A 22,714-nucleotide genomic window follows, 5' to 3' on the forward strand; every position below is an offset into this window, starting at 1 on the left:
CCTGCTACGATTCCACCGACGGCGTGGTGCGGTCAGGCCCGACGGACGATGTGGATGTCGTAGGTCTCGCCGTCCCTGACTTCGTCGATAGGGACGACGATGTCCTCGGTGTCGTCGCTGCCGAGGAACACGACGCTGGCGTCGACATCGCGGGCAGTCTGTCTGATCGTCGTCGACAGTTCGCTGGTGGAGTGGGCACTCACGTCGTCGTAGCGGAGTTCGGAGTCGTCAGTCGCTTCCTCGATCTTGCGCCGGAGGTCGTCCGCGGCGGTCTCGGCGGCGAAGTCCTCGGTGGGGTCGACGCGGCGGCGGCGCTCGGCGTAGTCGGCCCCGGTCGGGATGAACGCGACGGCGACGACATCCTCACCGAGCGCTTCGGCGTAGGTGACGGCGCGGTCGAGCGCGGCGTCTGCAAGCGGTGATCCATCGAAGGGAACGAGAAATACCATATCGGCGCTATCGCGCCCAGCCTTATGAAACGCGGCGGTGGCGGCAGCCTGTGTCCCCCACCCAGGCCGGTACATATTCCTTCCGTCCGTCGGGCATGTTATTAGGTAACATATAAACCCGTCGCCGAGCGTCTTGCCCGCCGGTAGCATAAAGCATATCTCCGGGGCTACCCGAGTTCGGTGTAAGCAGGCTCTACTATGAACGAAGTCCAATTGGAAGTGGCGAAAGCGTACCCGAACGACTCGGGGCGCGGTATCGCCAGACTCGACCCCGACACGTTGTTGCATCTCAAGCTCTCTCCGGGCGACATCATCGAGATCGAGGGGAGCGATACGACCGCGGCGAAGGTGTGGCGCGCTGACCGCCAGGACTGGAACACCGACACCGTCCGCATCGACGGCTTCACGCGCCAGAACGCCGACGTGGGTATCGGCGAGCGCGTCACCATCCGGAAGGCCGAGGCCGAGAAGGCCGACAAGCTCGTCCTCGCGCCGCCCGAGGAGGCGTCGGTCCAGTTCGGCTCCGACGCCGCCGGCATGGTTAAACGCCAGATATTGAAACGGCCGGTCGTCGAGCGCGACATCGTCCCGGTGATGTCCTCGACGAACCACCCGTTCATGCGCTCGCCGGGCCAGGCTATCCCGCTCATCGCGGTCGAAACCGAGCCCGAGGGCGTCTGTCTTATCACCGAGGACACCGAGGTGGAACTCCGCGAGGAACCCATCTCCGGCTTCGAGAAGACCGGCGGCGGGATCACCTACGAGGACATCGGCGGCCTCCAGAACGAGATCCAGCGCGTGCGAGAGATGGTCGAGTTGCCGATGAAACACCCCCAGATCTTCAAGAAGCTCGGCATCGAGCCGCCACAGGGGGTGTTGCTGCATGGCCCGCCCGGCACCGGGAAGACGCTGCTGGCGAAGGCCGTCGCCAACGAGACTTCGGCCAGCTTCTTCTCCATCGCCGGCCCCGAGATCATCTCGAAGTACTACGGCGAGTCCGAACAGCAGTTACGCGAGATATTCGAGGACGCGAGCGAGGAGTCGCCCTCGATCATCTTCATCGACGAACTGGACTCCATCGCGCCCAAGCGCGAGGACGTGACCGGCGAGGTCGAGCGCCGCGTCGTCGCCCAGTTGCTGACGATGATGGACGGCCTCGAATCGCGGGGCCAGGTCATCGTCATCGCCGCGACGAACCGCGTCGACAGTGTGGACCCGGCGCTGCGTCGCCCGGGCCGGTTCGACCGCGAAATCGAAATCGGCGTGCCCGACGAAGTGGGTCGGGAGGAAATCCTCCAGATCCACACCCGCGGGATGCCGCTGTCCGACGACGTGAACCTCGCCAAACTGGCGACGGACACGCACGGCTTCGTCGGGGCTGACATCGAGAGTCTGACCAAGGAGGCCGCGATGAAGGCGCTGCGGCGCTACCTCCCCGAAATCGACCTCGACGAGGAGGACATCCCGCCGAGTCTGATCGACCGGATGATAATCAAACGGGACGACTTCAAAGGGGCGCTCAACGAGGTGAGTCCATCGGCGATGCGGGAAGTGCTGGTGGAACTCCCGAAGGTGTCCTGGGACAGCGTCGGCGGTCTCAGCGATCCCAAAGAGCAGGTTCAGGAGGCCGTCGAGTGGCCGATGAACTCCCCGGAGAAGTTCGAGCGCATGGGCGTGACGCCGCCCTCGGGCGTGTTGCTGTACGGTCCGCCCGGCACCGGGAAGACGCTCATGGCGAAAGCTGTCGCCAACGAGACCGACGCCAACTTCATCTCGGTCCGTGGCCCGCAGCTGCTCTCGAAGTGGGTCGGTGAGAGCGAGAAGGCCATCCGGCAGACGTTCCGAAAGGCCCGCCAGGTCGCCCCGACCATCATCTTCTTCGACGAACTCGACTCGTTAGCACCGGGTCGGGGCGGCGAGATGGGGTCGAACGTCTCCGAGCGCGTCGTCAACCAGCTCCTGACCGAACTCGACGGGCTAGAGGAGATGGAGGATGTGATGGTCATCGGCGCGACCAACCGGCCGGACATGATCGACCCGGCGCTGATCCGTTCGGGCCGGTTCGACCGACTGGTGATGATCGGCGAGCCAGATATCGAGGGCCGCGAGCAGATACTGAAGATCCACACGGACGACACGCCGCTGTCGCCCGACGTGAGCCTGCGTGAACTGGCCGAGGTCAGTGATGGATTCGTGGGCTCAGATCTGGAATCCATCGCCCGGGAAGCCGCCATCGAGGCGCTCCGCGAGGACGACGACGCGGAGGAAGTCGAGATGCGCCACTTCCGGCAGGCGATGGACAGCGTGCGCCCGACCATCACTGACGACATCCGCGAGTACTACGAGCAGATGGAAGAGGAGTTCAGAGGCGGCTCCAGTCCCCAGCGTCAGGCTGGCACCGGCGGCCGTATCGGCTTCCAGTAAGGCTCCGGCGCTTTCGGTTGCTGTTCTTCACTGCGAGTCGACTGCGCTTTTTCGCCGTGCCGTGTGATTCGACGCTCCCGAGCGATGCAACGACCGCTGGCCGCACAACACCTGTGTATAATTATTAGATAAATTATACAACCGGTGTTTGTTTCTCCTTTCGAAGCCCCCTTTCAGGACCCGACTGTATAGGGGGTGATGCCGAACACTAATCGCGTTTACAGGCTAGCAAAGCGCCCTGAAGGGACCCCTGACCATGACACATTTGAGCTTTCAGAGGAGGATGTTCCCGAGCCGGGGCCTGGCGAGGTACTCGTCAAGACGCTATATCTCTCTGTCGACCCGTACATGCGCGACCGGATGAGTGCCGGCGAATCGTACGCTGACCCGTGGGACGTAGGCGACGCACTCCGGGGAGCGGTCGTCGGTGAGGTCGTCGAGTCAAACGGCGCGCGCTTCGACGAGGGCGACGTTGTCACCGGTGACCTGGAGTGGGCGGAGTACGCCACCGCGCCCGGACCGGCCTTGACTGAGGTCAACCCCGAACTCGCACCGATTTCGACGGCCCTGGGCGTGCTGGGCATGCCAGGCCTGACAGCGTACTTCGGCACCCGAGAGGTGGCACAGCCTGCTGCCGGCGACACCTTCGTCGTCACCGGCGCTGCCGGGGCGGTCGGCTCCGTCGCGGGTCAGCTCGCCAAACTCCAGGGCGCACATGTCGTCGGCTTCGCCGGCTCCGACGAGAAGGTCTCGTTCCTCGAAGACAAGCTGGGCTTCGATGTCGGTATCAACTACAAGACGACCGACGACTACCAGGCCGCACTGGACGAGGCCGCGCCGGACGGCGTCGACGCTTACTTCGATAACGTCGGCGGGCCGATCACCGACGCGGTGTTCACGCGGCTCAACACCGACGCCCGCGTGGCCGTCTGTGGACAGATATCCATGTACAACGACGAAGATGTCCCGGTTGGTCCCCGGAAGCTGACCCAGGTCATCCAGTCCCGCGCGACCGTCCAGGGACTTCTGGTCTCTGACTTCGAGCCGCGGTTCGAGGAAGCGACGAAACAGCTCGGGGAGTGGGTCGCCTCGGGAGAGATTTCGTACCGAGAAACGGTTACCGAAGGCATCGAGAACGCCCCCGACGCGTTCCTCGGGCTGTTCGAGGGCGAGAACATCGGGAAGCAGCTCGTCCAGGTCGCAGAGCGGTAGAAAAACCGACTGGCCGAGTTACAGTTCGCCGAGTTTGCGGAGGAGCTGGCCGCGGTACTCCTCGTCGGCCTGAACGCCTTTCAGTTCGAGGACGTTCCGTTCGAGCTTATCGAGCGCGACGTTGAACGCGGTTTCAGCGCCGTAGCCCTCGCCGGAGCCGGCCGCCTGGCCCTTGTTGGTCCGGAGCCGGATCTGACACTGGATGAGCGGCGTGCCACGGAGCTTCTCCTTGTGCTCGTGGAAGCGGACGTGGGCGTGCTGGACCTGCATCGCCCCGTACTTGTCGACGACCGTCTCGATGTCCGACCGGATGTCCGCACGCGAGATGGTGTCCAGCAGTTTGATGTTCGTGATCTGCACGTCCATGTGCTCTTCCTCGGTGTAGGTCAGCGCGCGGAGCACGTCGGTCTTCGTGAGAATGCCGGCGACGTGTGCGTCGTCGTCTGCCGGCGTGACCACGAGGCCAGCGAAGTCGTTTTCGAGCATCCGCGCAACGGCGTCCTCGACGGAGTCGTCGAGCTTCGCCGTCTCGACCGGGCTGCTCATCACATCGTAGACAGGCATGTCGAGCACGCGCTCGATTTCGCCCGAACGGTCGCCCCGAGTCGTCTTGTTCATGTCCCGGACGACGACATCGACGATGTCGTGGCGGGTCACCATCCCGCTCAGGTCGTCATCGTCGTCGAGCACCGGCAGTCGGGAGATGCCGTGCTTCCGGAGGAGATTGACGACTTGCCCGACGTTGGTGTCCTCAGAGACCGTGATGACATCCCGGGTGTAGATGTCCTCGACGCGCAACGCATCGAGGTTGTGGAGGACGGCAGCGAGGATATCGTCCTCGGTGACGATACCCCAGAGCTCGCCCGCCTCGAAGACGGGTGCGAGCTTGACACCACCCTCGACGAGGACGCGCGCGACCTCGCGCACGTCGTCGGTGCGCTCGACTTTCGGCGCCGAGCGCGTCATCGCCCCCGCTTTCGCGTTGTCCTCGACGTGGGACTGGACCAGCTGTTTCTGCGTGATAACGCCAGCGTACTCACCGTCTTCCCTGACGATGATGCCTTTGGGGTTCTCGCGCTCGAAGATAGACCGGACTTTCCCCAGGCGTTTGTTGGCGTCGACCTCGACAAACTTTCTGGTGGCGATATCAGCAATATCCATCGTGCTTCACAGTTCGAAGGTTCTACGTGAAGGGTTATCAAGGTTGGTTTAATCCCCGAGAACCGGGAGACGGGCCAACCTTTAGGATCCTGGAACCGACGTATGGGTGTGCTTCCAGACATCGGCGTGTTCGGTCCCTACACGTATCTGGTCACGGAGGTCGTTTGGGGCGCTGTCGCCATCGCGCTGCTGTGGCGTGCAGGGGCGCTCCGACGGGCAGCCACGACCATTGCCGTCCTCTATCCCATCGCGTACGTCTGGGACTGGTACACGCTCACTGTCGGCATCTTCGCAATCACGCTCAGGACCGGCGTCGATTTCCTCGGCATCCCTATCGAGGAACACATCTTCATCGTCGTGGTTCCCGCGCTCGTCCTCGGCATCCACGAAAACGTGCACGGTCGTTCCTCCGGTTCCAACAGCGAATAGTTAGCGACCCGACGTTTGTTTCGACCGTTAACTGATACTGTCTCGGAGTTACAACTGGAAACAGAGCCGCTCACTAAATATGTCTATTTTACACGATTGAGGCCCTGATACCCGTTTCTGAGCTATGCAGACATCTCTCACAGTAGCTATATGTGACAGCCGAGAGTGCTGTCAGATATCTATGAGTGATACGACGCCGACACCTCACCTCGAACTGTACGTCCGGTCGATGCTCCCCGACGGCGCACACGAGCGACAGGAAGCAGTCATCACCCAACTCGAAACGCTCGACGAGAACGACCACATCGACGGGTTCAACGTCATCGTCTGGGGCAAACAGATCGCGCCCCAGTCGGCCGCCGCACGGACAGAAGAAGGCAAGTACATTCTCAATCGCGTCGCCGAGTTCAAGCAGTGGGCACTGACCAACAACGTCTCGCTCGAATCGTTCTATCAGGACACGACCGTTGACTCGGAAGCGGCGGCGTCGGCCTACGATGCCATGGCGCTGCCCGTCATGGGGCTGGCCGAGTACGACGGCAACGAACTCGCCCACGTCGCACCCTGTACGAAAGACGACGTTGTCCACACGATCATGGACCGGCTTGAGCGCCTCAAAGCGGGCCAGCCACCCGCGCTCGACACGGAACACAGTGGCGTGAGCGTTGTCTGAAGAAACTATTCTGATACTCGCTACGAGGACCGGATCGTCTCGACGTACGGCTCGAACTCCTCTGCCTCCGACAGTGCTTCGAGTACGTCGTCGGCGTCCCCGACCAGTTCGTACCCCGGTCGCCCTTTCCCTGTCGGCGACTCCGTCTGTTCGTTCGCCAACAGACCCTCGTCCGCGAGTCGACCCAATGTCGCGATGACTTCCTGGCGCTCGACGCCGCCGAAGGGCTGGCGTTCGATGTCCGCAAGATGTGCCTTCATGGTCTGTGTCACGTGATAGGAATGGGCCGGCGTTTCGTCGGCCGTTTCGAGTTCCGCAACCGCGAGCAGCACGAACTGTTCGAACGCGTCCGCCGACTGGACCTGATCTCGCATATACATGTCTCTACACGGTCAGGGCAAGAAGGTACTGGACGGTGCACCCGTGCCAGTTCGCAGTGTCACCGCGGCTTCGTCGAAACGTACACCGGTGTCGGAAACACGGCTTCGACGAGCCGTTCCCCTGCGTCCGAGGCAAGGGCCAGTTCCAGCGGCTTGGCGAACGTATCGAGCAGGCGCTGGTTCGTGTTAGACCGGTCGAGGTCGGCTTCAAGTAACTCCGCCGACCGGAACTCGACGCTGTCGAAATGCTCCGACAGTTCCCTGCGGACCGTGACCGACCACACGGGGTGGTAGGCGACCTGATACCACTTCTCGCCTCGGCCGTACTGCTTGTCGTATGGCTTTGCGATCCGATTCCCGAGCGCTTTTGGCAGCCAGGGCATCCCGAACGGATAGCCGTGGCCATCGCCTGGCCAGGCACGGTTCGGACAGATCGACACGAAGACCCCATCGTCTGTCAGGACACGGGCTGTCTCGGCGATGAGTCGCTTCTCGTCCGGGACGTGCTCGAACACCATGTTAGAGATGATCGCGTCAACGCTGTTGTCCGGCAGCGGCATCGTCTCCCCCTCCGCTTGCACGGCGTCACAGTTGCATGCGGCCGCCTCGTCGTCGAAGTCGATGTCGAGAACGATGGCCCGACAACCGATGCTCTCGGCGAGTTCGGACGCGATCTTCCCGTCCTTGGCACCGATATCGAGGAGGACGGCGTCCTCGTCCAGAGAATCTGAAAGGGCAGATTCGTACAGTTGCTTGAAGACTGGCGAAGTCATATGTCCCGGTGGGGAGTGAATGAACGACCGTCTCCAATATCACTATCTGGCTGTTAAGCCAAATAAGTGATTGATAAGTGAAGTAACTACCGACGGCCCTTCTGGCCTGGATTGACAGGGCCGCGTAATCACTGTATAACGACCCCTCCGAGCCCCCGGTATCGCGGTTGTACGGTCGAGACCCCACAGCAGGCGACGTTCAGATACGTTCGATTCGGTCAGCTTACCACTGCACACGTACGGTCATCGAGGAACGCTCGCTACGCTCGTCGGTTGCGCCGTCAGTAATGGGTTCGGGCGGATTGTGAACCAGAGAAAGACTCACTTCGTTCGTCATTCAGGGTTCAAATGGCCCTCACGAACGCTTCCGCCGCTCCCGAATTGGTTGCGACAGAAATAGTGGGTTCGGGCGGATTTGAACCGCCGGCCTCCTCCATGTCAAGGAGGTGTCATAACCGACCTAGACCACGAACCCTCACTGCGAGGTACACTACAGTGTTCCCGGTGGGTGTAATTGAAGGTTTCGAATTCAGTACCGCCACGTCGTCTGTTGATTGCTCACACATGTCCGTTGACGGACAGGGGTCCCGATAGCCTTAAGTCAATGTACGGATTTGTACATCACAACACGAAATAGTCCATTGGTGAATACAATGAAAGAGTACATCGAACGCGTCACTGACGGCGAGGACCTGACACAGGACGAAGCACGGACCGTTGCGACGACTGTCTTCGAGGACGCGACCGAGGCCCAGATCGGCGCGCTCTTGACGGCACTGCGGGCGAAGGGCGAGACTGAGGCCGAGATCGCCGGCTTCGCCCAGGGGATGCGCGACGCCGCACGAACCATCCGGCCGGACCGGGAGGGGCTGGTCGACACCTGCGGGACCGGCGGTGACGACTACAACACCATCAACGTCTCGACGACGAGCGCCATCGTCGCGGCCGGTGCCGGCGTCCCGATTGCCAAACACGGCAACTACTCGGTGTCCTCTTCGTCGGGGAGCGCCGACGTGCTCGAAGAGGTCGGCGTCGACATTGAGGCCGAACCGCCGGAAGTCGAGGAGACAATCGAACGCGAGGGTATCGGCTTCATGCTCGCGCCCGTGTTCCACCCGGCGATGAAGGCCGTTATCGGCCCGCGACAGGAACTCGGGATGCGCACAGTCTTCAACATCCTCGGGCCGCTGACGAACCCCGCCGACGCGGACGCGCAGGTGCTTGGCGTCTACGACCCGGACCTCGTTCCCGTGATGGCCGAAGCGCTGGCCCGGCTGGATGTCGAGCGGGCGCTGGTCGTCCACGGCGACGGTCTCGACGAGATCGCTATCCACGGCGAGACGGCCGTTGCGGAGGTCACCGGCGACCGGATCGCCGAATACACCATCACACCGGAGGACATGGGCCTGGAGACCCACGACATCGAGGCGATTGCCGGGGGCACGCCGGAAGAGAACGCGGCCGACCTCCGCGGCATCGTTTCGGGTGAAGTCACCGGCCCGAAGCGAGACATCATCCTCGCCAATGCCGGCGCGGCCATCTACGTCGCTGGGGTCGCCGACACGCACGAGGACGGGGTCGAACAAGCCAGACAGGCCATCGAGTCGGGCGCGGCGGCCGACAAACTTGAGGATCTGATCGGGGCATGACGCGCGTGAAAATCTGTGGCGTGACGGGCGGTAAGGACCGCGACGCTGTCGTCGCGGCTGGCGCTGACGCGGTCGGCGTCATCCACGGCGTCCCGGTCGACACGCCCCGCGAAGTCGACGAGGCCACCGCCGAGACGCTCGTCGACGGCGTCCCGCCGTTCGTGACGAGCGTGCTGGTGACGATGCCGACGACGGTTCAGGAAGCCGTCAGGCGCGTGGACAGAATCGAACCGGACGCGGTGCAGGTCCACGACGGGCTCTCGCCGGCGGAACTCGGGGCACTCGACAGCCGCATCACCCAGAATATCGTCGCTGTGGTCGAGGCGGATGCGCCGGACATCGAGGACTACGCCGACCACGCCGATGCCCTGCTCGTCGATTCGGTCGCCGCCGACGGCGGCGGCGGCACCGGCGAGACACACGATTGGGAGCGCACGCGCGACCTTGTCGACTCGCTGGACGTGCCAATCGTGCTGGCCGGCGGACTGACGCCGGAGAACGTCGCGACGGCCGTCGAGACGGTCGGGCCGTTCGCCGTCGACGTGGCCAGCGGCGTCGAATCCTCGGGCGGGGTGAAAGACCACGACGCCGTCGAGCGGTTCGTCCGGAACGCCACGCAGGCGTCGGAGGGCGCAGTATGACCCTCGATATTTCCCGCGAGGAATTTGTCAAGCACGCACAGGCCGACCGCCCGGTCGTCGTCCGCGCCGCCGCGGAACTGAACGTGGATGTGGAGCCATTGACTGCGTACGCGGCCCTGACCGGTCGCACGAGCGACGTGGCCGCAAACGACTACACGTTCCTGCTGGAAAGCGCCGAGAAGGTCGCCTCCAGCGACCCCGACGGCGCGTTCGCGCCGGAGACCGACGACCGCCACGCCCGCTTCTCTTTCGTCGGCTACGACCCGCGCGCCGTCGTTACCGTGACCGGCGAGGAGAGCGAGGTCGAGGCCTTCGACGACCGCTACGCCGACCTCGTGACGACCGAGGGCGGCGATGTGGTCGACGACCTCCGGGCGGCGATGCCCGACGTGGCGCTGCGGAACTTCCCGGCGATGGACCGCCAGCATCTCGAAGGCGGCCTCGTCGGCTTCCTCTCGTATGACGCCGTCTACGACCTCTGGCTCGACGAGGTGGGTCTGGACCGCCCGGACTCGCGGTTCCCCGATGCCCAGTTCGTCCTGACTACGTCGACGGTCCGCTTCGACCACGTCGAGGAGACCGTCTCGCTGGTGTTTACCCCTGTCATCAGACAGGACGAGGACGCCGGCGACCGGTACGACGAACTGGTCGCCGAGGCCGAGCGCGTTGAGGACGTGCTCTCGGATCTGGCTCCGCTTTCGACTGGCGGTTTCCGCCGTGAGGACGAAAATGCCGGGCCCCAAGACGAATACGAGGACGCCGTCGAGCGCGCCAAGGAGTACGTCCTCTCAGGTGACATCTACCAGGGCGTCATCTCCCGGACGCGGGAGCTGTACGGCGAGGTCGACCCGCTGGGCTTCTACGAGGCGCTCCGGGCGGTGAACCCCTCTCCGTATATGTACCTGCTGGGCTACGACGACCTGACGATTGTCGGTGCAAGTCCCGAGACGCTGGTCTCGGTCGCCGGTGACCACGTCGTATCCAACCCCATCGCGGGGACGTGCCCGCGCGGGAACTCGCCCGTCGAGGACCGCCGCCTCGCCGGCGAGATGCTCGCCGACGGCAAGGAACGGGCCGAACACACGATGCTCGTCGACCTGGCGCGCAACGACGTACGCCGGGTCGCCGAGGCTGGCAGCGTCCGCGTTCCGGAGTTCATGAACGTCCTCAAGTACAGCCACGTCCAGCACATCGAGTCCACAGTGACGGGGCGACTGGCCGCGGACAAGGACGCCTTCGACGCCGCCCGTGCGACGTTCCCGGCGGGGACGCTCTCGGGCGCGCCGAAGATCCGCGCCATGGAGATCATCGACGAACTCGAACGCTCGCCGCGTGGCCCCTACGGCGGCGGCGTCGGCTACTTCGACTGGGACGGCGACACTGATTTCGCTATCGTGATCCGCTCGGCGACGGTCGAAGACGAGGGCGACCGGGACCGCATCACCGTCCAGGCCGGGGCCGGCATCGTCGCGGATTCGGACCCCGAAAGCGAGTACATCGAGACCGAGCAGAAGATGGACGGCGTGCTGACGGCGCTTGAGCGGATTGAGGACGAGGGCGACCAGTCGTCCGCTGATGCCGACGCCGATCCCGAGGAGGTGGCCCGATGAGCACGTCACAGCCGGCCGGCGAGGCCGCCGTCAGGGACGACCTGCGGGTCCTGTTCGTGGACAACTTCGACTCCTTTACCTACAACCTCGTCGAGTACGTGTCCGAACACGCCGAAACTGAAGTCGTCCGGAACACGGCGTCACTCGACGATGTCGAGGCGTTCGACCCGGACGCGATTGTGCTCTCGCCCGGCCCTGGTCATCCAAAGAACGAGCGGGATGTCGGTGTCACGCTGGACGTGCTCCGGGAGGTCAGCCCCGACGTGCCGACGCTGGGCGTCTGCCTTGGCCTCGAATCGGCGGTGTACGCTTATGGCGGCACAATCGGCCGCGCGCCGGAACCGATTCACGGCAAAGCGTTCCCCATCGACCACGACGAGAAAGGCGTCTTCGCGGGCCTCGAACAGGGGTTCCAGGGCGGGCGCTACCACTCACTCATCGCCGAAGACGTTCCCGACGAGTTCGTCGTCAGCGCAACCACAGAAACTGAGGACGGCACGGAGCTGGTGATGGGCGTCCGCCACCGTGAGCACCCCATCGAAGCTGTGCAGTTCCATCCGGAGTCGGTCCTGACCGCGGTCGGCCACGACGTGATCCGGAACTTCCTCGCCGGGCTCTAAAGAACCTGGAAACCCAGCATTCCCAGCAGCCAGAGCACAGCGACGGCGATAATAGCGATGATGACGAGCCGCCACGCCACTTTCATGACGAGTCGACCGACAAGCAGTACGACGGCGATTGCCAGCAGACCGACGAGTAACGCCGGCAGTGACGGGAGCGCCCCGAGCTGGAGGAGTGGCAACATAGTACAAATAGGAATGCCCACGGGGAAATACTTCGTGGCCACGTTCGCCAAAGATTCAAACATATCGGCGTGCTAACTACTGGCATGAGCGTAGCCGGACTGTGTGAACTCTGTGAACGCCCCGACGTGGACCACAACTGCGACAGGTGTGGACGGCTCGTCTGTGACCGCCACTGGGACGACGACACCGGCATGTGCGTCGAGTGTGGCGCGGAGGTCGGCCGGCCGAGCGACCGCGTCCCGTCAGAAAATATGCCCGACGGCGTGGATACGTACCGGTTTTGATTAGCGGAACTGATTCAACCGCTCTTTGAGCTGTTTTGCCGACTGCCCGGCGGCCTTGAAGAACGCGTCGCCGGAGTCGTCGCGGCGCGTGTCGGCGTCTTCGCCGGCGAAGATGATACCCCGGGAAGAGTTGACGAGGCCGACGCCGTCCGCGAGGCCGTGTTCGACCGCCGCTTCGGCGTCGCCACCCTGTGCACCGACGCCGGGGACGAGAAACGGGATGTCCGGGACTAGCTCGCGGATTTCTTCGAGTTCGTCGGGGTTGGTCGCGCCGACGACCAGCCCGACGTTGCCGTTCCCGTTCCAGAGGTCCGCGAGGTGGACCACGCGCTCGTATAGCTTCTCGCCGGAGGCCAGTTCGAGGTCCTGGAGGTCCTCGCCGCCGGGATTGGATGTCCGCCCGAGGACGAACACGCCCTTATCTGCGCGCTGGAGGAACGGCTCAAGCGAGTCCCGCCCGAGGAATGGGTTGACCGTGATGGCGTCGGCCGCCGGCCCCTCATCGTCATCAAGTATCTGGGCGTACTGTCGTGCGGTGTTGCCGATGTCGCCCCGCTTGGCGTCCAGCAGCACGGGTACGTCCTTCCCGTGTGCGTACGCGATGGTCTCCTGCAGCGAGCGCCAGCCGTCGGGGTCCTCGTAGAAGGCGGCGTTTGGCTTGTAGCAGGCGGCGTGCTCGTGGGTCGCGTCGATGATGCGGCGGTTGAACTGCCAGCGCGGCAGGTCGGCGTCCCGCACGCTGTCCGGGAGGCGGGCGGGGTCCGGGTCGAGCCCGACCGACACCACGCTGTCGGCGGCCGCGATGCGGTCCGCGAGACGGTCGAAGAAGTGCATAGATACTGCGCCGGCTAGCAGCGATACAAGCGTTTCCCTCTGGCGTCGCCCGCTACAGCAGAATCACATCTGATACTCCGGCCCCCTGGCTATTTCACAGCGCGGGCGCAAGACCGCTCATGGACCGCTTCATGGATGTCGGCCACGTGGCCGAGACGCTCCCAGATTTGAGCGATGCGCTGGAAGACCCACGGCTCCGACAGTTCGGGCTTGTCGGCGGTGTCGCGCTCGTCGCCGTCGGCGCGCTGTTGTCGCTCGCGCCCGCGTCCGGACAGTGGCTGTTCTGGTCGTCCGCCGTCGCCGCGACGCTCGTGTTCATCGGCGTCCCGCTGCTGTGTCTCGGCCTCGCCGCGCCCGACCCGGACCAAGGGTCGCTGTTCCACCTCGGAATCGACCTGTCGGCGACACAGCGCCGGGCCGTCGCGCTTGGCTCGCTTTGTATCACCATGACACCGATTGTCCTCGCCGCCGGGACGCCGCTTGGACTCCCGACGCTGGTGCTTGCTATCGCCGCCACGATGTCTGTGGTCGGCTCCGTCCTCATCCTCACCGGGTTCGTCGCGTGGACATCTGCAGCGATCGCCGAGCCGAGTCGTCACTAGCCGCAAACCGAAGCCTCCGCCACGCAGTTCTCCCGGTCAGAAAAACCACCCTACTCCGAGAGTGTCTGCTCCAGTACGTCGACCGCGGCTTTCACCGCCGCACCGCTGTGTGCAACGACGGTCGTCCCGTCGACGGAGAGGTCATCACGCTCCGGGACACCCGCCGGCTCCTGTTCTAGAATTAGTCGGGCCGTCTCCGGTGTCACCTCGACGACGGCTACCTCGGTGTCGTCGGCTGTCACTCGGTAGGCGAAGGCTCCATCCGGCGTCGGTTCCACGTCCCTGTCGGCATCGACGACAGAAACATCGGAGAGTGGCCCGCGCTGGAGCCCGGTCAGTTCCGAGGCGAGTAGCTGTCCGATGCGCCGGCCGTCAGCAATCCTGTCTTTCACCATCAGAGGTCCTCCCGAACGTCCGCGGCGATGTCGTCCACAGCAATGTCTTCACTCCGTGCGTACACGACGGCCGCGGCCTCAAGCGTCACGCCGATGTCGGACTGGAGGGCGTTGATACCGGCGACGGCGGTCTGCTTCTCGATGCCGGCCTCGACGACCGCATCGAGCACCCGCTCGAACGTCGACCGCGACTGGAGGATCTCCTCGCCCGGCGTGAACCCGTCGGGAATGTCGGTGTGTGTCGCGTCGAAGGCGACGACCAGGTCGTCGTCGTCTCGCTCGACTAACCCCTCGCTCGCGGCCACGTCGACTAACGTCTTGGCCTGGTCTGGCGAGAACCAGTTCCGGTCCAGCGAGAGCGCAACGACGAACTCGCTTTCCGCCATCCGGTCGGTCCCGCGCTGACGGAAGGGTGCGGCGACGGCCGTCTTCAGACTCATCGTCAGCACAACCGGTCGGCGCGGGGGTAACGATTTCGATGGCGAGTCGGCATCGAACGGTTCAAGTAGCCGCTGGGTCTTCCTTCCCGTATGAAAGACCAGGGACGCTCCCCTCGCAAGCGGACAGGCGGCCGCCGACGACCGAACCACAAGAAGAAGAAACACGAACTGGGCAAAGACACCATCGAGGCCCAGGTCGGCGAACAGCGGCTGAAGACCGTCGACGCCCGCGGCAACACCCAGAAGGTCCGTGCGGTCCAGACCAACGTGGCGAGCATCGCTGACGGCGCGGAAACCGTCGAAGCGACTATCGAGAACGTCGTCGAGAACCCGTCGAACCCGAACTACGCCCGACGGAACATCATCACGAAAGGCGCAATCATCGAGACCTCCGAAGGGCGCGCCCGCGTGACCTCCCGTCCCGGACAGCACGGCCAGGTCAACGCCGTGCTGGTCGAGTAACGTAACGAGCGACTGTCTTCTCAAAACGTCCTGGGACTACGGAGCGACAGCTATCAGGGTCGTGGCGCGGCTTTCTGCAGCGCGCTCTCGGCGATGTTGCCACCGTAGTCTGCGGTCCGGGACAGCGAGTCGACGACGCGGCCGAGCAACTGCGCGCTCTGTGGGTCGAGGTCCCTGACCTTCCCGTCGACCTCGCGGGCCGTTTCGTCCACGTCGGGAATCCGGGCGCGGGCCTCGTTCGCTAATTCGACGGCCTCGTCGTTGTCGTCGGCCAACAGGGCGTCCATTGCCGTTTCGGGAACCGACGTGGCCTCGGCTTCCAGTTGGTCGAGCAGATCGGCGGTTTCACCGGTGATCTCACCGATCTCCTGGGAAAGACTGGCGATTTTGGTGGCGTGGTCGGCGATACGCTCTAGCTGGCGGGCGCTTGACTGATAGTCGAACACCGTCTCGCGTGGGAAGCCGATTTCGTTGGCGGCCGTCGGGTTCCGCAGGACGGTGCGGAACACGCGCGAAACCATGTACCAGAGCCGGTCCACGTCGTCATCGCGCTGTATCACGTCTGTTGCGAGGTCGCTGTCGTCCTCGATGAGCGCCTCGACGGCGTCGGAAAGCATCGTCAGTGACACGAGTCGCATGCGCGTGATGGCGTTGAGAACCGATAGCTCCGACGAATCAAGTAGGTCCTGCAGCACGACCCGGTCAGCCGTCTCCTCGATCATTTCCAGGCCGACAAGTCCCTGTGTGGCGTCGCGGATGATCCGTCGCTGTTCAGCCGTTATTCGGGGGGCCTCCAGTCTGATGATGTCGAAGCCGCTGACGTACATCGTCATTACTGCCCGCGTGAGTTCGTGTTTGTTTTCGAACCCGGTCACGTCAAGCGTACCCTCGACGTGATCGTCCTCGTGCTGTGGCGAGACCAGGAGCAGATCGTCCTCGGCGTAGAATTCGACGATGCTGCCGGTCTCGACACCGTTTTCGGTTGCCCACTCTTTCGGCAACGATACGGTAAACGTAGACCCGCCCGTCAGCTGTACTTTGCGTGTCTCCATAGTACTAGTAATAAGCGTTTGTGGTGCATAAAAGATGCCCTAACTATATACTACCGGCCGAAAATACGGCATTCTTTGTCATGTGGCCACAACACAAGGACGTGGCCAACGAGGGCGGACCAGTGATGGAAGCGAGACCCAGTAGTGGCCACTACGACCGGAATACACTCTCAAGAAACCCGTTTGACGATGTAGTACGAGTCCGCTCAAATACCTATATATTTCTATATAGTATTTATATCCAGCTATAGGGCTAATAGTAGGGTACTTATCCACTCTTCATCTCCGTTCACGTGATGACAGATTCACCGACCGGTGGTCTCTCACGTCGTCGTTTTCTGGCAGGGTCCGGCTCGCTTGGGGCACTGGCACTTGCCGGCTGTGTTCAGAACACGAGACGAGATGGTGATGGCTCCGACAGCAGCGGCTCAGACGGCGGAAGCGGGTCTGATGGGTCCTCGGGCCAAGTCATTATCAAGGGCAGCAGCACAGTGTTCCCCATCTCAGACACGATGGCTGAGGAGTTCATGTCGGAACACGATGGTGTCAACGTCACGGTGGACTCCACGGGGAGCGGTGGCGGCTTCAAGAACTGGTTCTGTCCCGGCGACTCCGACATCAATGGGGCCTCTCGCCCCATCACAGACGGCGAGATAGAGCAGTGTTCGAGCAACAACGTCGAGCCGGTCGAGTTCGAGATCGCAGGGGACGCGCTGACGGTTGCGGTCAACAACGACGCCGACTGGGTCGACTGCCTGACGTTCGAGGAACTGCGCCAGATCTGGAGCGAGGGCGGGGTCACGAACTGGTCGGACGTGCGCGACGAGTGGCCTGATATGGAAATCGAACGCTACGGCCCAGCATCGACCTCGGGGACGTTCGATTACTTCAACGAGAACGTCGTCGGCGAAGACACCAAACACACGACCGAATACCAGCCCACCGAGGAAGACGAAACCATCGTCCAGGGGATCCGTGACAACAAGGGCGGCATGGGCTATTTCGGCTTCGCCTACTACAAATCGAACTCCGAGGCTGTGAAAGCCGTCGAAATCAAAAACGGCGACGGCGGTGAGTGTACGCCGCCCAGCCTGGCAAACGCCAAAGACGGCTCCTACCCGCTGGCCCGGCCACTGTACATCTACGTGGCTGAGTCGGCCCTTCAGGATGAGTCGGTGTACGAGTTCGTCAAGTTCTACCTCGAACAGGCCGAAACCGATGTGGTGCAGGAGATCGGGTACGTGCCTTCGAGCCCGGAGCAACGCGACAAAAACCTTGAAAAGCTTGCGGAAATCGCCGGCTAACCCAGCACGGAATCGGACTATTTACATGGAGAAATTACGAGAGACAACACAATGAGTACCGAGACGCCCGGGCCGGATATCACGTCCAGACCGAGCGGGCGTGCAGCACGCGAGCGCATGTATCGGTACGTCCTGCTCATGTGTGCTGCCACCTCGATTCTCGTCACCGTCAGTATCGTGGTGTTGCTCGCACGCGACGCAATCACGTTCTTCACGCTGGTGAATCCGGTTAACTTTTTCACCGGGACGGAGTTTCTCATCAGCCGGGACGTCTACGGGTTGCTTCCGCTGTTGAGCGGGACACTCCTGGTCACGGTTATCTCCGCCGTGATCGCACTCCCGACCGGCCTTGCGGCGGCGGTCTATCTCAGTGAGTACGCCAGTAGCCGGATGCGCTCAGTGCTGAAACCAGGGCTGGAAATCCTGGCCGGTATCCCGACGGTTGTCTACGGTATCTTCGCGCTGGTTTACGTGACGCCGTTCCTCCAGTCAATCGGACTCCCGGTGAACACGTTCAACATCCTCAGCGCCTCCATCATGGTCGGTATCATGATAATCCCGATGGTCTCCAGCCTGAGCGAAGACGCGATGAGTGCCGTGCCGGACTCGCTGCGTCAGGCCGGCTACGGGATGGGCGCGACGAAGTTCGAGGTGACCACCGGCGTCGTCGTCCCCGCGGCGGCATCGGGTATCTTCTCCTCGTTCATTCTGGCGCTGTCGCGAGCCATTGGCGAGACGATGATTGTCGTCGTCGCGGCCGGCAGCCGACCTCGAATGCTGAACCTCTCGGACCCGCTCGCGAACATCTACCAGGGATACCAGCCGATGACGGCGGCGATGGTTCAAATAAACAGCGCCGACACCGTCAGCCAACTGGGCTTTACGAGCCTCTTCGCCATCGGCCTGACGCTGTTCGTTATCACGTTCCTGCTGAACCTGCTGAGCAACCGTATCGCGGCGCGCTACCGGGAGGAGTACGAATGAACTACGAGGGACTGAACTGATGGCAACACGAGAACCTGAAACAGGGTGGCACGGGGAGCAAAGCGACGTCAACCACTTGCGTGGGCGCGCCTTCGAGGCGACCTGTCTCGCGCTGACCGCGTTCGGACTCGTCTCGGTCCTGTTGCTCCTGCTGTTCGTCGCCAAGGACGCGTTTCGGCCCCTTTCCGCGGATACGGGGTGGCTGGCGACCTACGCTGCGACCGTCCTGGTCCCGCTGGCCGCACTGGGCGTTTACTACTACCGACTGGACGAACCGGCCGGCGAAGTCGCGTATGTGACGAGCGGGCTCCCGGTCGTTGGACTCCTGCTCACGGGTGGGTTTGCAGTGCTGTTCATCGAACTGCTTTCAGTCCTCGAATGGTTTGCGCTTCTCATCTCGCTGGCGGTGGCGGGTGGGCTGATCGTTGCACATGGCCGACTGCGGTCGAAGGCGGCACTCGAACGCCTCGCCGTAATGTTTCTCGCCCCGATACTCACGGTGTTCGGTCTGCCACCCACCGAGTTCAACTGGTTCGTCACTGACGCCGCCGCGGCGCTCGGCCTCGATTTCGGACTGTACTACCGCGTGATTAGCCTCCGGGAGGCTATCATGTTGCTCCCGTTCGTGCCCACAGACTGGGCCATGCTGCTCCTGACGCTCGTGCTTCCGGTGGCCGGCGCGGCAGGCTGGTTCGTCGGACAGCGTCGCGACTCGCGGCGTGACAGCCTGGCTGTCGTAGGGATAACGACAGTGTTTGCTGTGCTAGGGGTCGTCGCCGGGCCGCTGCTCGGAATCGGGACTGACATCTGGCTGCTCTTGATCACGTTCGCCATCCTCCCGCTTGGTGTCTACGTCGAAGGCGTGGTCCGTCGCGGTGAGGGCGTCCGCGGACTCGCCTTCCCGGTCATCGCCGTGCTTGGCGTGGCCGTCGGCAGCGTCGTCACCGGCGTACTCGGGTTCGCCGGCCCGGAATCCTGGCTCGACTGGGGGTTCCTGACGAGCGCGACCTCGCGGACCGCCGCTGATGCCGGTATCTATCCCGCGATGGTCGGATCGGTGATGATGATCATTGTGATTGTGCTTACCACGTTCCCGGTCGGCGTCGGGGCGGCAATCTATCTCGAGGAGTATGCTCCCTCAACGGGATTGATGGGCAAGTTCGTCACGCTCATCGAGATCAACATCGGAAACCTCGCGGGTGTGCCGTCGGTCGTGTACGGCCTGCTCGGGTTGGCGCTTTTCATCCGGATTCTCAACTGGCCACAAGGCTCGGTCATCGTCGCCGGCCTTGCCGTCGGCCTGTTGATACTCCCCATCGTGATTATCTCTGCCCAGGAAGCGATTCGGTCCGTCCCCGATTCGTTACGGCAGGCCTCCTACGGGATGGGGGCAACCCGCTGGCAGACGATTCGACAGGTCGTCCTCCCGGAAGCGATTCCGGGTATTCTGACCGGGACGATACTGGCGCTGGGTCGGGCCATCGGCGAAACGGCCCCACTGCTGATGATCGGGGCGGCGGCGTCGGTCCGGCTTGCCCCCAACAGCTTCTTCGACGTGGCGAGCATGATGCCCCGGCAGATATTCACGTGGTCGTCGGAGCTGGACCCGGCGTTCCGCCACGGCGTGCTGGCCGCCGGCGTGGTGACGCTGCTTGCAGTGTTGCTGGTGATGAACGCGACAGCGATTGTCATCCGGAATCGGTATCAACGAACAGGATAATTCATGACAGAGAACGAGATGACGAGCAACGAGAGTACCGAGTCCACATCGACCGCCGAAGCTGCTGCGTCGTCGCCGGACCCGTCAGGTGACCCCCTCGTCGAACAGTCTATCGACGTTGAGGGGACCAACGAAACCACGGGTACGACGGGGAAGCCAGTCATCGAATCACGCGACCTGAACGTGTTTTACGGAGAGACGCAGGCGCTGCAAGACGTCAACCTGGCCATCCCTGAAAAGCAGGTGACGGCCATGATCGGTCCCTCCGGCTGTGGCAAGTCCACGTTCCTGCGGTGTATCAATCGTATGAACGACCTCATCGACGCGGCGCGGGTCGAGGGAGACCTCTACTTCGAGGGCAAGAACGTCTACGACGACGACGTGGACCCCGTCGCGCTGCGGCGACGCATCGGGATGGTGTTCCAGCACCCCAACCCCTTCCCCAAGAGCATCTACGACAACGTCGCCTACGGCCTCCAGATTCAGAACCAGACCGAGAATCTGGACGAGAAAGTCGAGACGGCGCTCAAGCGTGCGGCGCTGTGGGATGAGGTCAAAGACCAACTGGATAAGAGCGCGCTCGACCTCTCTGGTGGCCAGCAACAGCGGCTCTGTATCGCCCGCGCCATCGCCGTCGACCCCGATGTCATCCTGATGGACGAACCGGCGTCGGCGCTTGACCCGATTGCCACGTCGAAAATCGAGGACCTCATTGAGGAACTGGCCGAAGAGTATACTGTCGTTATCGTCACCCACAACATGCAACAGGCGGCCCGAATCTCCGACAAAACCGCCGTGTTCCTCACCGGCGGCGAACTCGTCGAGTTCGACGACACGGACAAGATATTCGAGAATCCGGACAGCCAGCGCGTCGAGGACTACATTACCGGCAAGTTCGGGTAACGTTTTTCGCTATCGCTGCAACGTCGCTTCCGTGTCGATGCCGTACACCTCTGCCGGCGTCTCGACGTGTGCCGTTCTAACCGCGTCCTCGTGGCCGTTTTCCAGTAGCCAGCGGACGCGCCGTGGGACGGTCTTCGGTCCGAGCACCGCCCCGGGTCGGTCGGGGTCGTCGATATAGTCCGTTTCCATCAGGAACGGCTCGTCAGTCTCGACCGCAATCTCCAGTTCGTCCTTGTCCGAAAGCACTGATTTGACCGGGCCGGAGAGCCGGCCCCCGGAATAGTGTTTCACGACCTGCGTGCGGTTTAGACCGCGCTCCTCGGCCCACTGTGCGACATTCTCGAAGTCTTCGCCGCCCTCGGTGTGGAGCTGTATTGCACAGCCCACGTCGGCGGCGCGTTCGAACCCGTGGCACATCACCTCGTTCGAGGCCTCCCAGACGGCGTCGTCCACGTCGTAGTGTGGCCGGCCGGACTTCATCGCCAGTGCCTCGCCGTCGGCGACGTACTCTGCCGCCATGTCGAGGCCAGTCTGCATGATGTCCCGCGCTTCTGGCGGCGTGTAGCCGTCGCCGACGAGCTTCGAAATCAGCGCCGGATGGACCCCGAGGACCGGCCAGGCGCGGCCGTCCAGTACGTCCGACGCTGCGGTGGCGGCCTCGACAGTGAGGTCGAACACTTCGCGGAACGTCGCCTCATCCGTTGCCTTCTCGACGAGATGCCAGGACGGCTTGTTGAGCACCAGCAGGTGCGTCCCGCCGTGGTCGGCGAACTCCTCGGCCGCTTCGACGTTCCGGCCGTTGACCGGGTCGAGGTGGAGGTGATTGTCGAGTACCGGCGTGTCGTCGATGTCCATACGTGCCCAATGGCACTGCCCGAAAAAACAGTTGGCGTCCTGGAATTCTCAGAGCGTCACCGCGTCCTCGGCAGCGTTGCGCAACGCATCGGAGCGCCCGTACTCGCCCGGTGCGATGGCGACGGTCCTGACCCCCTCCCGAGCCGCCACCTCAAGCGCCGGCTTGAAGTCCGTGTCCCGTGAGGCGACGGCCAGTACGTCAATCTGGCCCGAGACGACGCCCTCCGTCGCGTCGACGGCCATGCGGACATCCACGTCGCCACTGGTCGTCACGACCTCGAACCCGCGGGCCTCGGCGGCCTGGATGAGTCCCGGCGACGCGTTCTGATCGACGTAGAGGCGCGTGATCGCCAGCGGACCGTACTCGGCCGCGATGTCCCGGACCTCGTCGAGGTCGACATCGAACTCCTCCCGGAGCACGTTCGGGCCGTCGACGAACAGGCCGACGCGCCGCCGCGCGTCTATCTCCCCGAATATCCGACGAAACAGCTCCATGCGCCCCACTCCCTGCTCGGTCCGTTTATCAGTGCCGTTTCGGAGTGTAAATCGGTATCCGCTATATCAAACTCGGTCACAGCCTCGACAGGTCGGTAGTCCCACGCAGTTTCACCCGATTGGTCGAACAGCGGGGACTCGCCAGTACCGGCCGTGGGGATCGACAGGTACCCGAAC

Annotated in this window: 26 protein-coding genes and 1 tRNA gene; 15 read left to right on the plus strand and 12 right to left on the minus strand. The window is 63.3% G+C overall.

The features are described from left to right. Positions 1 to 32: 32 nt before the first annotated feature. Entirely contained in the window at positions 33 to 449 is a 417-nt protein-coding gene (locus tag Harman_RS12270) for a universal stress protein (RefSeq protein ID WP_137684085.1), read from the minus strand. 198 nt (positions 450 to 647) lie between these two features. Here Harman_RS12270 and Harman_RS12275 point away from each other — a divergent pair, with 198 nt between their 5' ends. Next, a complete protein-coding gene (locus Harman_RS12275; RefSeq protein ID WP_137684086.1) occupies positions 648 to 2,873 on the plus strand; it encodes a CDC48 family AAA ATPase in 2,226 nt (741 codons plus the stop codon). Between the two features lie 198 nt (positions 2,874 to 3,071). Beyond that, positions 3,072 to 4,085: an NADP-dependent oxidoreductase gene (locus Harman_RS12280; protein WP_137684087.1), complete on the plus strand. Its 1,014-nt coding sequence runs from the start codon at positions 3,072 to 3,074 to the stop codon at positions 4,083 to 4,085. An 18-nt stretch (positions 4,086 to 4,103) separates the two neighbouring features. On the opposite strand, the gene Harman_RS12285 is transcribed toward Harman_RS12280, so the two are convergent. Next, entirely contained in the window at positions 4,104 to 5,246 is a 1,143-nt protein-coding gene (locus Harman_RS12285; RefSeq protein ID WP_137684088.1) for a CBS domain-containing protein, read from the minus strand. Between the two features lie 108 nt (positions 5,247 to 5,354). On the opposite strand from Harman_RS12285, the gene Harman_RS12290 reads away from it, so the two are divergent. Together Harman_RS12290 and Harman_RS12295 are read left to right on the plus strand one after the other, a co-directional pair. Further along, on the plus strand, positions 5,355 to 5,675 hold the full coding sequence (locus tag Harman_RS12290) for a lycopene cyclase domain-containing protein (RefSeq protein ID WP_200830902.1): 321 nt from the start codon (positions 5,355 to 5,357) through the stop codon (positions 5,673 to 5,675). Between the two features lie 181 nt (positions 5,676 to 5,856). Further along, a complete protein-coding gene (locus Harman_RS12295) occupies positions 5,857 to 6,348 on the plus strand; it encodes an HTH domain-containing protein (protein ID WP_137684090.1) in 492 nt (163 codons plus the stop codon). A 20-nt stretch (positions 6,349 to 6,368) separates the two neighbouring features. Here the strand turns inward: Harman_RS12295 and Harman_RS12300 are convergent, their stop codons facing one another. The 3 genes from Harman_RS12300 to Harman_RS12310 form a co-directional block, all read right to left on the minus strand. Further along, positions 6,369 to 6,722, minus strand: a complete 354-nt coding sequence (locus tag Harman_RS12300) for a hypothetical protein (protein ID WP_137684091.1) — start codon at positions 6,720 to 6,722, stop codon at positions 6,369 to 6,371. 65 nt (positions 6,723 to 6,787) lie between these two features. After that, complete coding sequence (locus tag Harman_RS12305) at positions 6,788 to 7,501, minus strand: class I SAM-dependent methyltransferase (protein WP_137684092.1); 714 nt, start codon at positions 7,499 to 7,501, stop codon at positions 6,788 to 6,790. A 400-nt stretch (positions 7,502 to 7,901) separates the two neighbouring features. Then, positions 7,902 to 7,976: transfer RNA gene (locus Harman_RS12310), tRNA-Val, on the minus strand. Between the two features lie 178 nt (positions 7,977 to 8,154). On the opposite strand from Harman_RS12310, the gene trpD reads away from it, so the two are divergent. Genes trpD through trpG form a run of 4 tightly spaced genes read left to right on the plus strand, consistent with a single transcriptional unit; the run spans position 8,155 to position 12,021 of the window. Continuing rightward, on the plus strand, positions 8,155 to 9,150 hold the full coding sequence (trpD, locus tag Harman_RS12315; RefSeq protein WP_137684093.1) for an anthranilate phosphoribosyltransferase: 996 nt from the start codon (positions 8,155 to 8,157) through the stop codon (positions 9,148 to 9,150). After that, complete coding sequence (locus Harman_RS12320) at positions 9,147 to 9,791, plus strand: phosphoribosylanthranilate isomerase (protein ID WP_137684094.1); 645 nt, start codon at positions 9,147 to 9,149, stop codon at positions 9,789 to 9,791. The genes trpD and Harman_RS12320 overlap by 4 nt, the downstream gene beginning before the upstream one ends. Then, positions 9,788 to 11,401 (plus strand): anthranilate synthase component I, encoded by a 1,614-nt coding sequence (gene trpE, locus Harman_RS12325; protein WP_137684095.1) that lies wholly within the window; start codon positions 9,788 to 9,790, stop codon positions 11,399 to 11,401. Before Harman_RS12320 ends, trpE begins: the two co-directional genes overlap by 4 nt. Beyond that, entirely contained in the window at positions 11,398 to 12,021 is a 624-nt protein-coding gene (gene trpG / locus Harman_RS12330; RefSeq protein WP_137684096.1) for an anthranilate synthase component II, read from the plus strand. The genes trpE and trpG overlap by 4 nt, the downstream gene beginning before the upstream one ends. On the opposite strand, the gene Harman_RS12335 is transcribed toward trpG, so the two are convergent. After that, positions 12,018 to 12,206, minus strand: a complete 189-nt coding sequence (locus Harman_RS12335; protein WP_137684097.1) for a hypothetical protein — start codon at positions 12,204 to 12,206, stop codon at positions 12,018 to 12,020. The genes trpG and Harman_RS12335 overlap by 4 nt on opposite strands. Before the next feature lie 84 nt (positions 12,207 to 12,290). On the opposite strand from Harman_RS12335, the gene Harman_RS12340 reads away from it, so the two are divergent. After that, the gene (locus Harman_RS12340) at positions 12,291 to 12,491 is read left to right on the plus strand and encodes a hypothetical protein (protein WP_137684098.1); all 201 of its coding nucleotides are present in this window, start codon (positions 12,291 to 12,293) and stop codon (positions 12,489 to 12,491) included. Here Harman_RS12340 and pyrF read toward each other — a convergent pair whose 3' ends face one another. Next, on the minus strand, positions 12,492 to 13,325 hold the full coding sequence (gene pyrF, locus Harman_RS12345; RefSeq protein WP_137684099.1) for an orotidine-5'-phosphate decarboxylase: 834 nt from the start codon (positions 13,323 to 13,325) through the stop codon (positions 12,492 to 12,494). Positions 13,326 to 13,444: 119 nt separating this feature from the next. Between pyrF and Harman_RS12350 the strand changes: the two genes are divergently transcribed. Beyond that, entirely contained in the window at positions 13,445 to 13,927 is a 483-nt protein-coding gene (locus tag Harman_RS12350) for a hypothetical protein (protein ID WP_137684100.1), read from the plus strand. A 50-nt stretch (positions 13,928 to 13,977) separates the two neighbouring features. Here Harman_RS12350 and Harman_RS12355 read toward each other — a convergent pair whose 3' ends face one another. Together Harman_RS12355 and Harman_RS12360 are read right to left on the minus strand one after the other, a co-directional pair. Continuing rightward, positions 13,978 to 14,322, minus strand: coding sequence for a hypothetical protein (locus Harman_RS12355; RefSeq protein WP_137684101.1), 345 nt, complete (start codon positions 14,320 to 14,322; stop codon positions 13,978 to 13,980). Continuing rightward, positions 14,322 to 14,762 carry a DUF2240 family protein gene (locus tag Harman_RS12360; RefSeq protein WP_137684102.1) on the minus strand — a complete coding sequence of 147 codons (441 nt, stop codon included), beginning with the start codon at positions 14,760 to 14,762 and terminating at the stop codon, positions 14,322 to 14,324. Before Harman_RS12360 ends, Harman_RS12355 begins: the two co-directional genes overlap by 1 nt. 90 nt (positions 14,763 to 14,852) lie before the next feature. Between Harman_RS12360 and Harman_RS12365 the strand changes: the two genes are divergently transcribed. Beyond that, positions 14,853 to 15,224, plus strand: coding sequence for a 30S ribosomal protein S8e (locus Harman_RS12365; RefSeq protein WP_137684103.1), 372 nt, complete (start codon positions 14,853 to 14,855; stop codon positions 15,222 to 15,224). A 53-nt stretch (positions 15,225 to 15,277) separates the two neighbouring features. Here the strand turns inward: Harman_RS12365 and Harman_RS12370 are convergent, their stop codons facing one another. Then, a complete protein-coding gene (locus Harman_RS12370; protein WP_137684104.1) occupies positions 15,278 to 16,276 on the minus strand; it encodes a phosphate uptake regulator PhoU in 999 nt (332 codons plus the stop codon). A gap of 296 nt (positions 16,277 to 16,572) precedes the next feature. Between Harman_RS12370 and Harman_RS12375 the strand changes: the two genes are divergently transcribed. The 4 genes from Harman_RS12375 to pstB are packed head-to-tail and all read left to right on the plus strand — an operon-like array spanning position 16,573 to position 21,187. Beyond that, positions 16,573 to 17,580, plus strand: a complete 1,008-nt coding sequence (locus tag Harman_RS12375) for a phosphate ABC transporter substrate-binding protein PstS family protein (RefSeq protein WP_137684105.1) — start codon at positions 16,573 to 16,575, stop codon at positions 17,578 to 17,580. Positions 17,581 to 17,631: 51 nt separating this feature from the next. Continuing rightward, positions 17,632 to 18,564: a phosphate ABC transporter permease subunit PstC gene (gene pstC, locus Harman_RS12380; protein ID WP_137684106.1), complete on the plus strand. Its 933-nt coding sequence runs from the start codon at positions 17,632 to 17,634 to the stop codon at positions 18,562 to 18,564. Between the two features lie 19 nt (positions 18,565 to 18,583). Further along, entirely contained in the window at positions 18,584 to 20,284 is a 1,701-nt protein-coding gene (pstA, locus tag Harman_RS12385; protein ID WP_137684107.1) for a phosphate ABC transporter permease PstA, read from the plus strand. A gap of 3 nt (positions 20,285 to 20,287) precedes the next feature. Next, positions 20,288 to 21,187 carry a phosphate ABC transporter ATP-binding protein PstB gene (gene pstB / locus Harman_RS12390; protein WP_137684108.1) on the plus strand — a complete coding sequence of 300 codons (900 nt, stop codon included), beginning with the start codon at positions 20,288 to 20,290 and terminating at the stop codon, positions 21,185 to 21,187. A gap of 9 nt (positions 21,188 to 21,196) precedes the next feature. Here pstB and Harman_RS12395 read toward each other — a convergent pair whose 3' ends face one another. Together Harman_RS12395 and Harman_RS12400 are read right to left on the minus strand one after the other, a co-directional pair. Then, positions 21,197 to 22,042, minus strand: a complete 846-nt coding sequence (locus Harman_RS12395; protein ID WP_137684109.1) for a TatD family hydrolase — start codon at positions 22,040 to 22,042, stop codon at positions 21,197 to 21,199. Positions 22,043 to 22,090: 48 nt separating this feature from the next. After that, positions 22,091 to 22,537 (minus strand): NYN domain-containing protein, encoded by a 447-nt coding sequence (locus Harman_RS12400; RefSeq protein ID WP_137684110.1) that lies wholly within the window; start codon positions 22,535 to 22,537, stop codon positions 22,091 to 22,093. Between the last annotated feature and the right edge of the window lie 177 nt (positions 22,538 to 22,714).

This window comes from Haloarcula mannanilytica, from assembly GCF_005406125.1.
Lineage (GTDB): Archaea > Halobacteriota > Halobacteria > Halobacteriales > Haloarculaceae > Haloarcula > Haloarcula mannanilytica.

Excerpts from the sequence above, each read along its gene's own strand:
- Harman_RS12270 (WP_137684085.1), bottom strand. The coding sequence starts at position 449 with ATGGTATTTCTCGTTCCCTTCGATGGATCACCGCTTGCAGACGCCGCG.
- Harman_RS12275 (WP_137684086.1), top strand. The coding sequence starts at position 648 with ATGAACGAAGTCCAATTGGAAGTGGCGAAAGCGTACCCGAACGACTCG.
- Harman_RS12280 (WP_137684087.1), top strand. The coding sequence starts at position 3,072 with ATGCCGAACACTAATCGCGTTTACAGGCTAGCAAAGCGCCCTGAAGGG.
- Harman_RS12285 (WP_137684088.1), bottom strand. The coding sequence starts at position 5,246 with ATGGATATTGCTGATATCGCCACCAGAAAGTTTGTCGAGGTCGACGCC.
- Harman_RS12295 (WP_137684090.1), top strand. The coding sequence starts at position 5,857 with ATGAGTGATACGACGCCGACACCTCACCTCGAACTGTACGTCCGGTCG.
- Harman_RS12300 (WP_137684091.1), bottom strand. The coding sequence starts at position 6,722 with ATGCGAGATCAGGTCCAGTCGGCGGACGCGTTCGAACAGTTCGTGCTG.
- Harman_RS12305 (WP_137684092.1), bottom strand. The coding sequence starts at position 7,501 with ATGACTTCGCCAGTCTTCAAGCAACTGTACGAATCTGCCCTTTCAGAT.
- trpD (WP_137684093.1), top strand. The coding sequence starts at position 8,155 with ATGAAAGAGTACATCGAACGCGTCACTGACGGCGAGGACCTGACACAG.
- Harman_RS12320 (WP_137684094.1), top strand. The coding sequence starts at position 9,147 with ATGACGCGCGTGAAAATCTGTGGCGTGACGGGCGGTAAGGACCGCGAC.
- trpE (WP_137684095.1), top strand. The coding sequence starts at position 9,788 with ATGACCCTCGATATTTCCCGCGAGGAATTTGTCAAGCACGCACAGGCC.
- trpG (WP_137684096.1), top strand. The coding sequence starts at position 11,398 with ATGAGCACGTCACAGCCGGCCGGCGAGGCCGCCGTCAGGGACGACCTG.
- Harman_RS12335 (WP_137684097.1), bottom strand. The coding sequence starts at position 12,206 with ATGTTGCCACTCCTCCAGCTCGGGGCGCTCCCGTCACTGCCGGCGTTA.
- Harman_RS12340 (WP_137684098.1), top strand. The coding sequence starts at position 12,291 with ATGAGCGTAGCCGGACTGTGTGAACTCTGTGAACGCCCCGACGTGGAC.
- pyrF (WP_137684099.1), bottom strand. The coding sequence starts at position 13,325 with ATGCACTTCTTCGACCGTCTCGCGGACCGCATCGCGGCCGCCGACAGC.
- Harman_RS12350 (WP_137684100.1), top strand. The coding sequence starts at position 13,445 with ATGGACCGCTTCATGGATGTCGGCCACGTGGCCGAGACGCTCCCAGAT.
- Harman_RS12355 (WP_137684101.1), bottom strand. The coding sequence starts at position 14,322 with ATGGTGAAAGACAGGATTGCTGACGGCCGGCGCATCGGACAGCTACTC.
- Harman_RS12360 (WP_137684102.1), bottom strand. The coding sequence starts at position 14,762 with ATGAGTCTGAAGACGGCCGTCGCCGCACCCTTCCGTCAGCGCGGGACC.
- Harman_RS12365 (WP_137684103.1), top strand. The coding sequence starts at position 14,853 with ATGAAAGACCAGGGACGCTCCCCTCGCAAGCGGACAGGCGGCCGCCGA.
- Harman_RS12370 (WP_137684104.1), bottom strand. The coding sequence starts at position 16,276 with ATGGAGACACGCAAAGTACAGCTGACGGGCGGGTCTACGTTTACCGTA.
- Harman_RS12375 (WP_137684105.1), top strand. The coding sequence starts at position 16,573 with ATGACAGATTCACCGACCGGTGGTCTCTCACGTCGTCGTTTTCTGGCA.
- pstC (WP_137684106.1), top strand. The coding sequence starts at position 17,632 with ATGAGTACCGAGACGCCCGGGCCGGATATCACGTCCAGACCGAGCGGG.
- pstA (WP_137684107.1), top strand. The coding sequence starts at position 18,584 with ATGGCAACACGAGAACCTGAAACAGGGTGGCACGGGGAGCAAAGCGAC.
- pstB (WP_137684108.1), top strand. The coding sequence starts at position 20,288 with ATGACAGAGAACGAGATGACGAGCAACGAGAGTACCGAGTCCACATCG.
- Harman_RS12395 (WP_137684109.1), bottom strand. The coding sequence starts at position 22,042 with ATGGACATCGACGACACGCCGGTACTCGACAATCACCTCCACCTCGAC.
- Harman_RS12400 (WP_137684110.1), bottom strand. The coding sequence starts at position 22,537 with ATGGAGCTGTTTCGTCGGATATTCGGGGAGATAGACGCGCGGCGGCGC.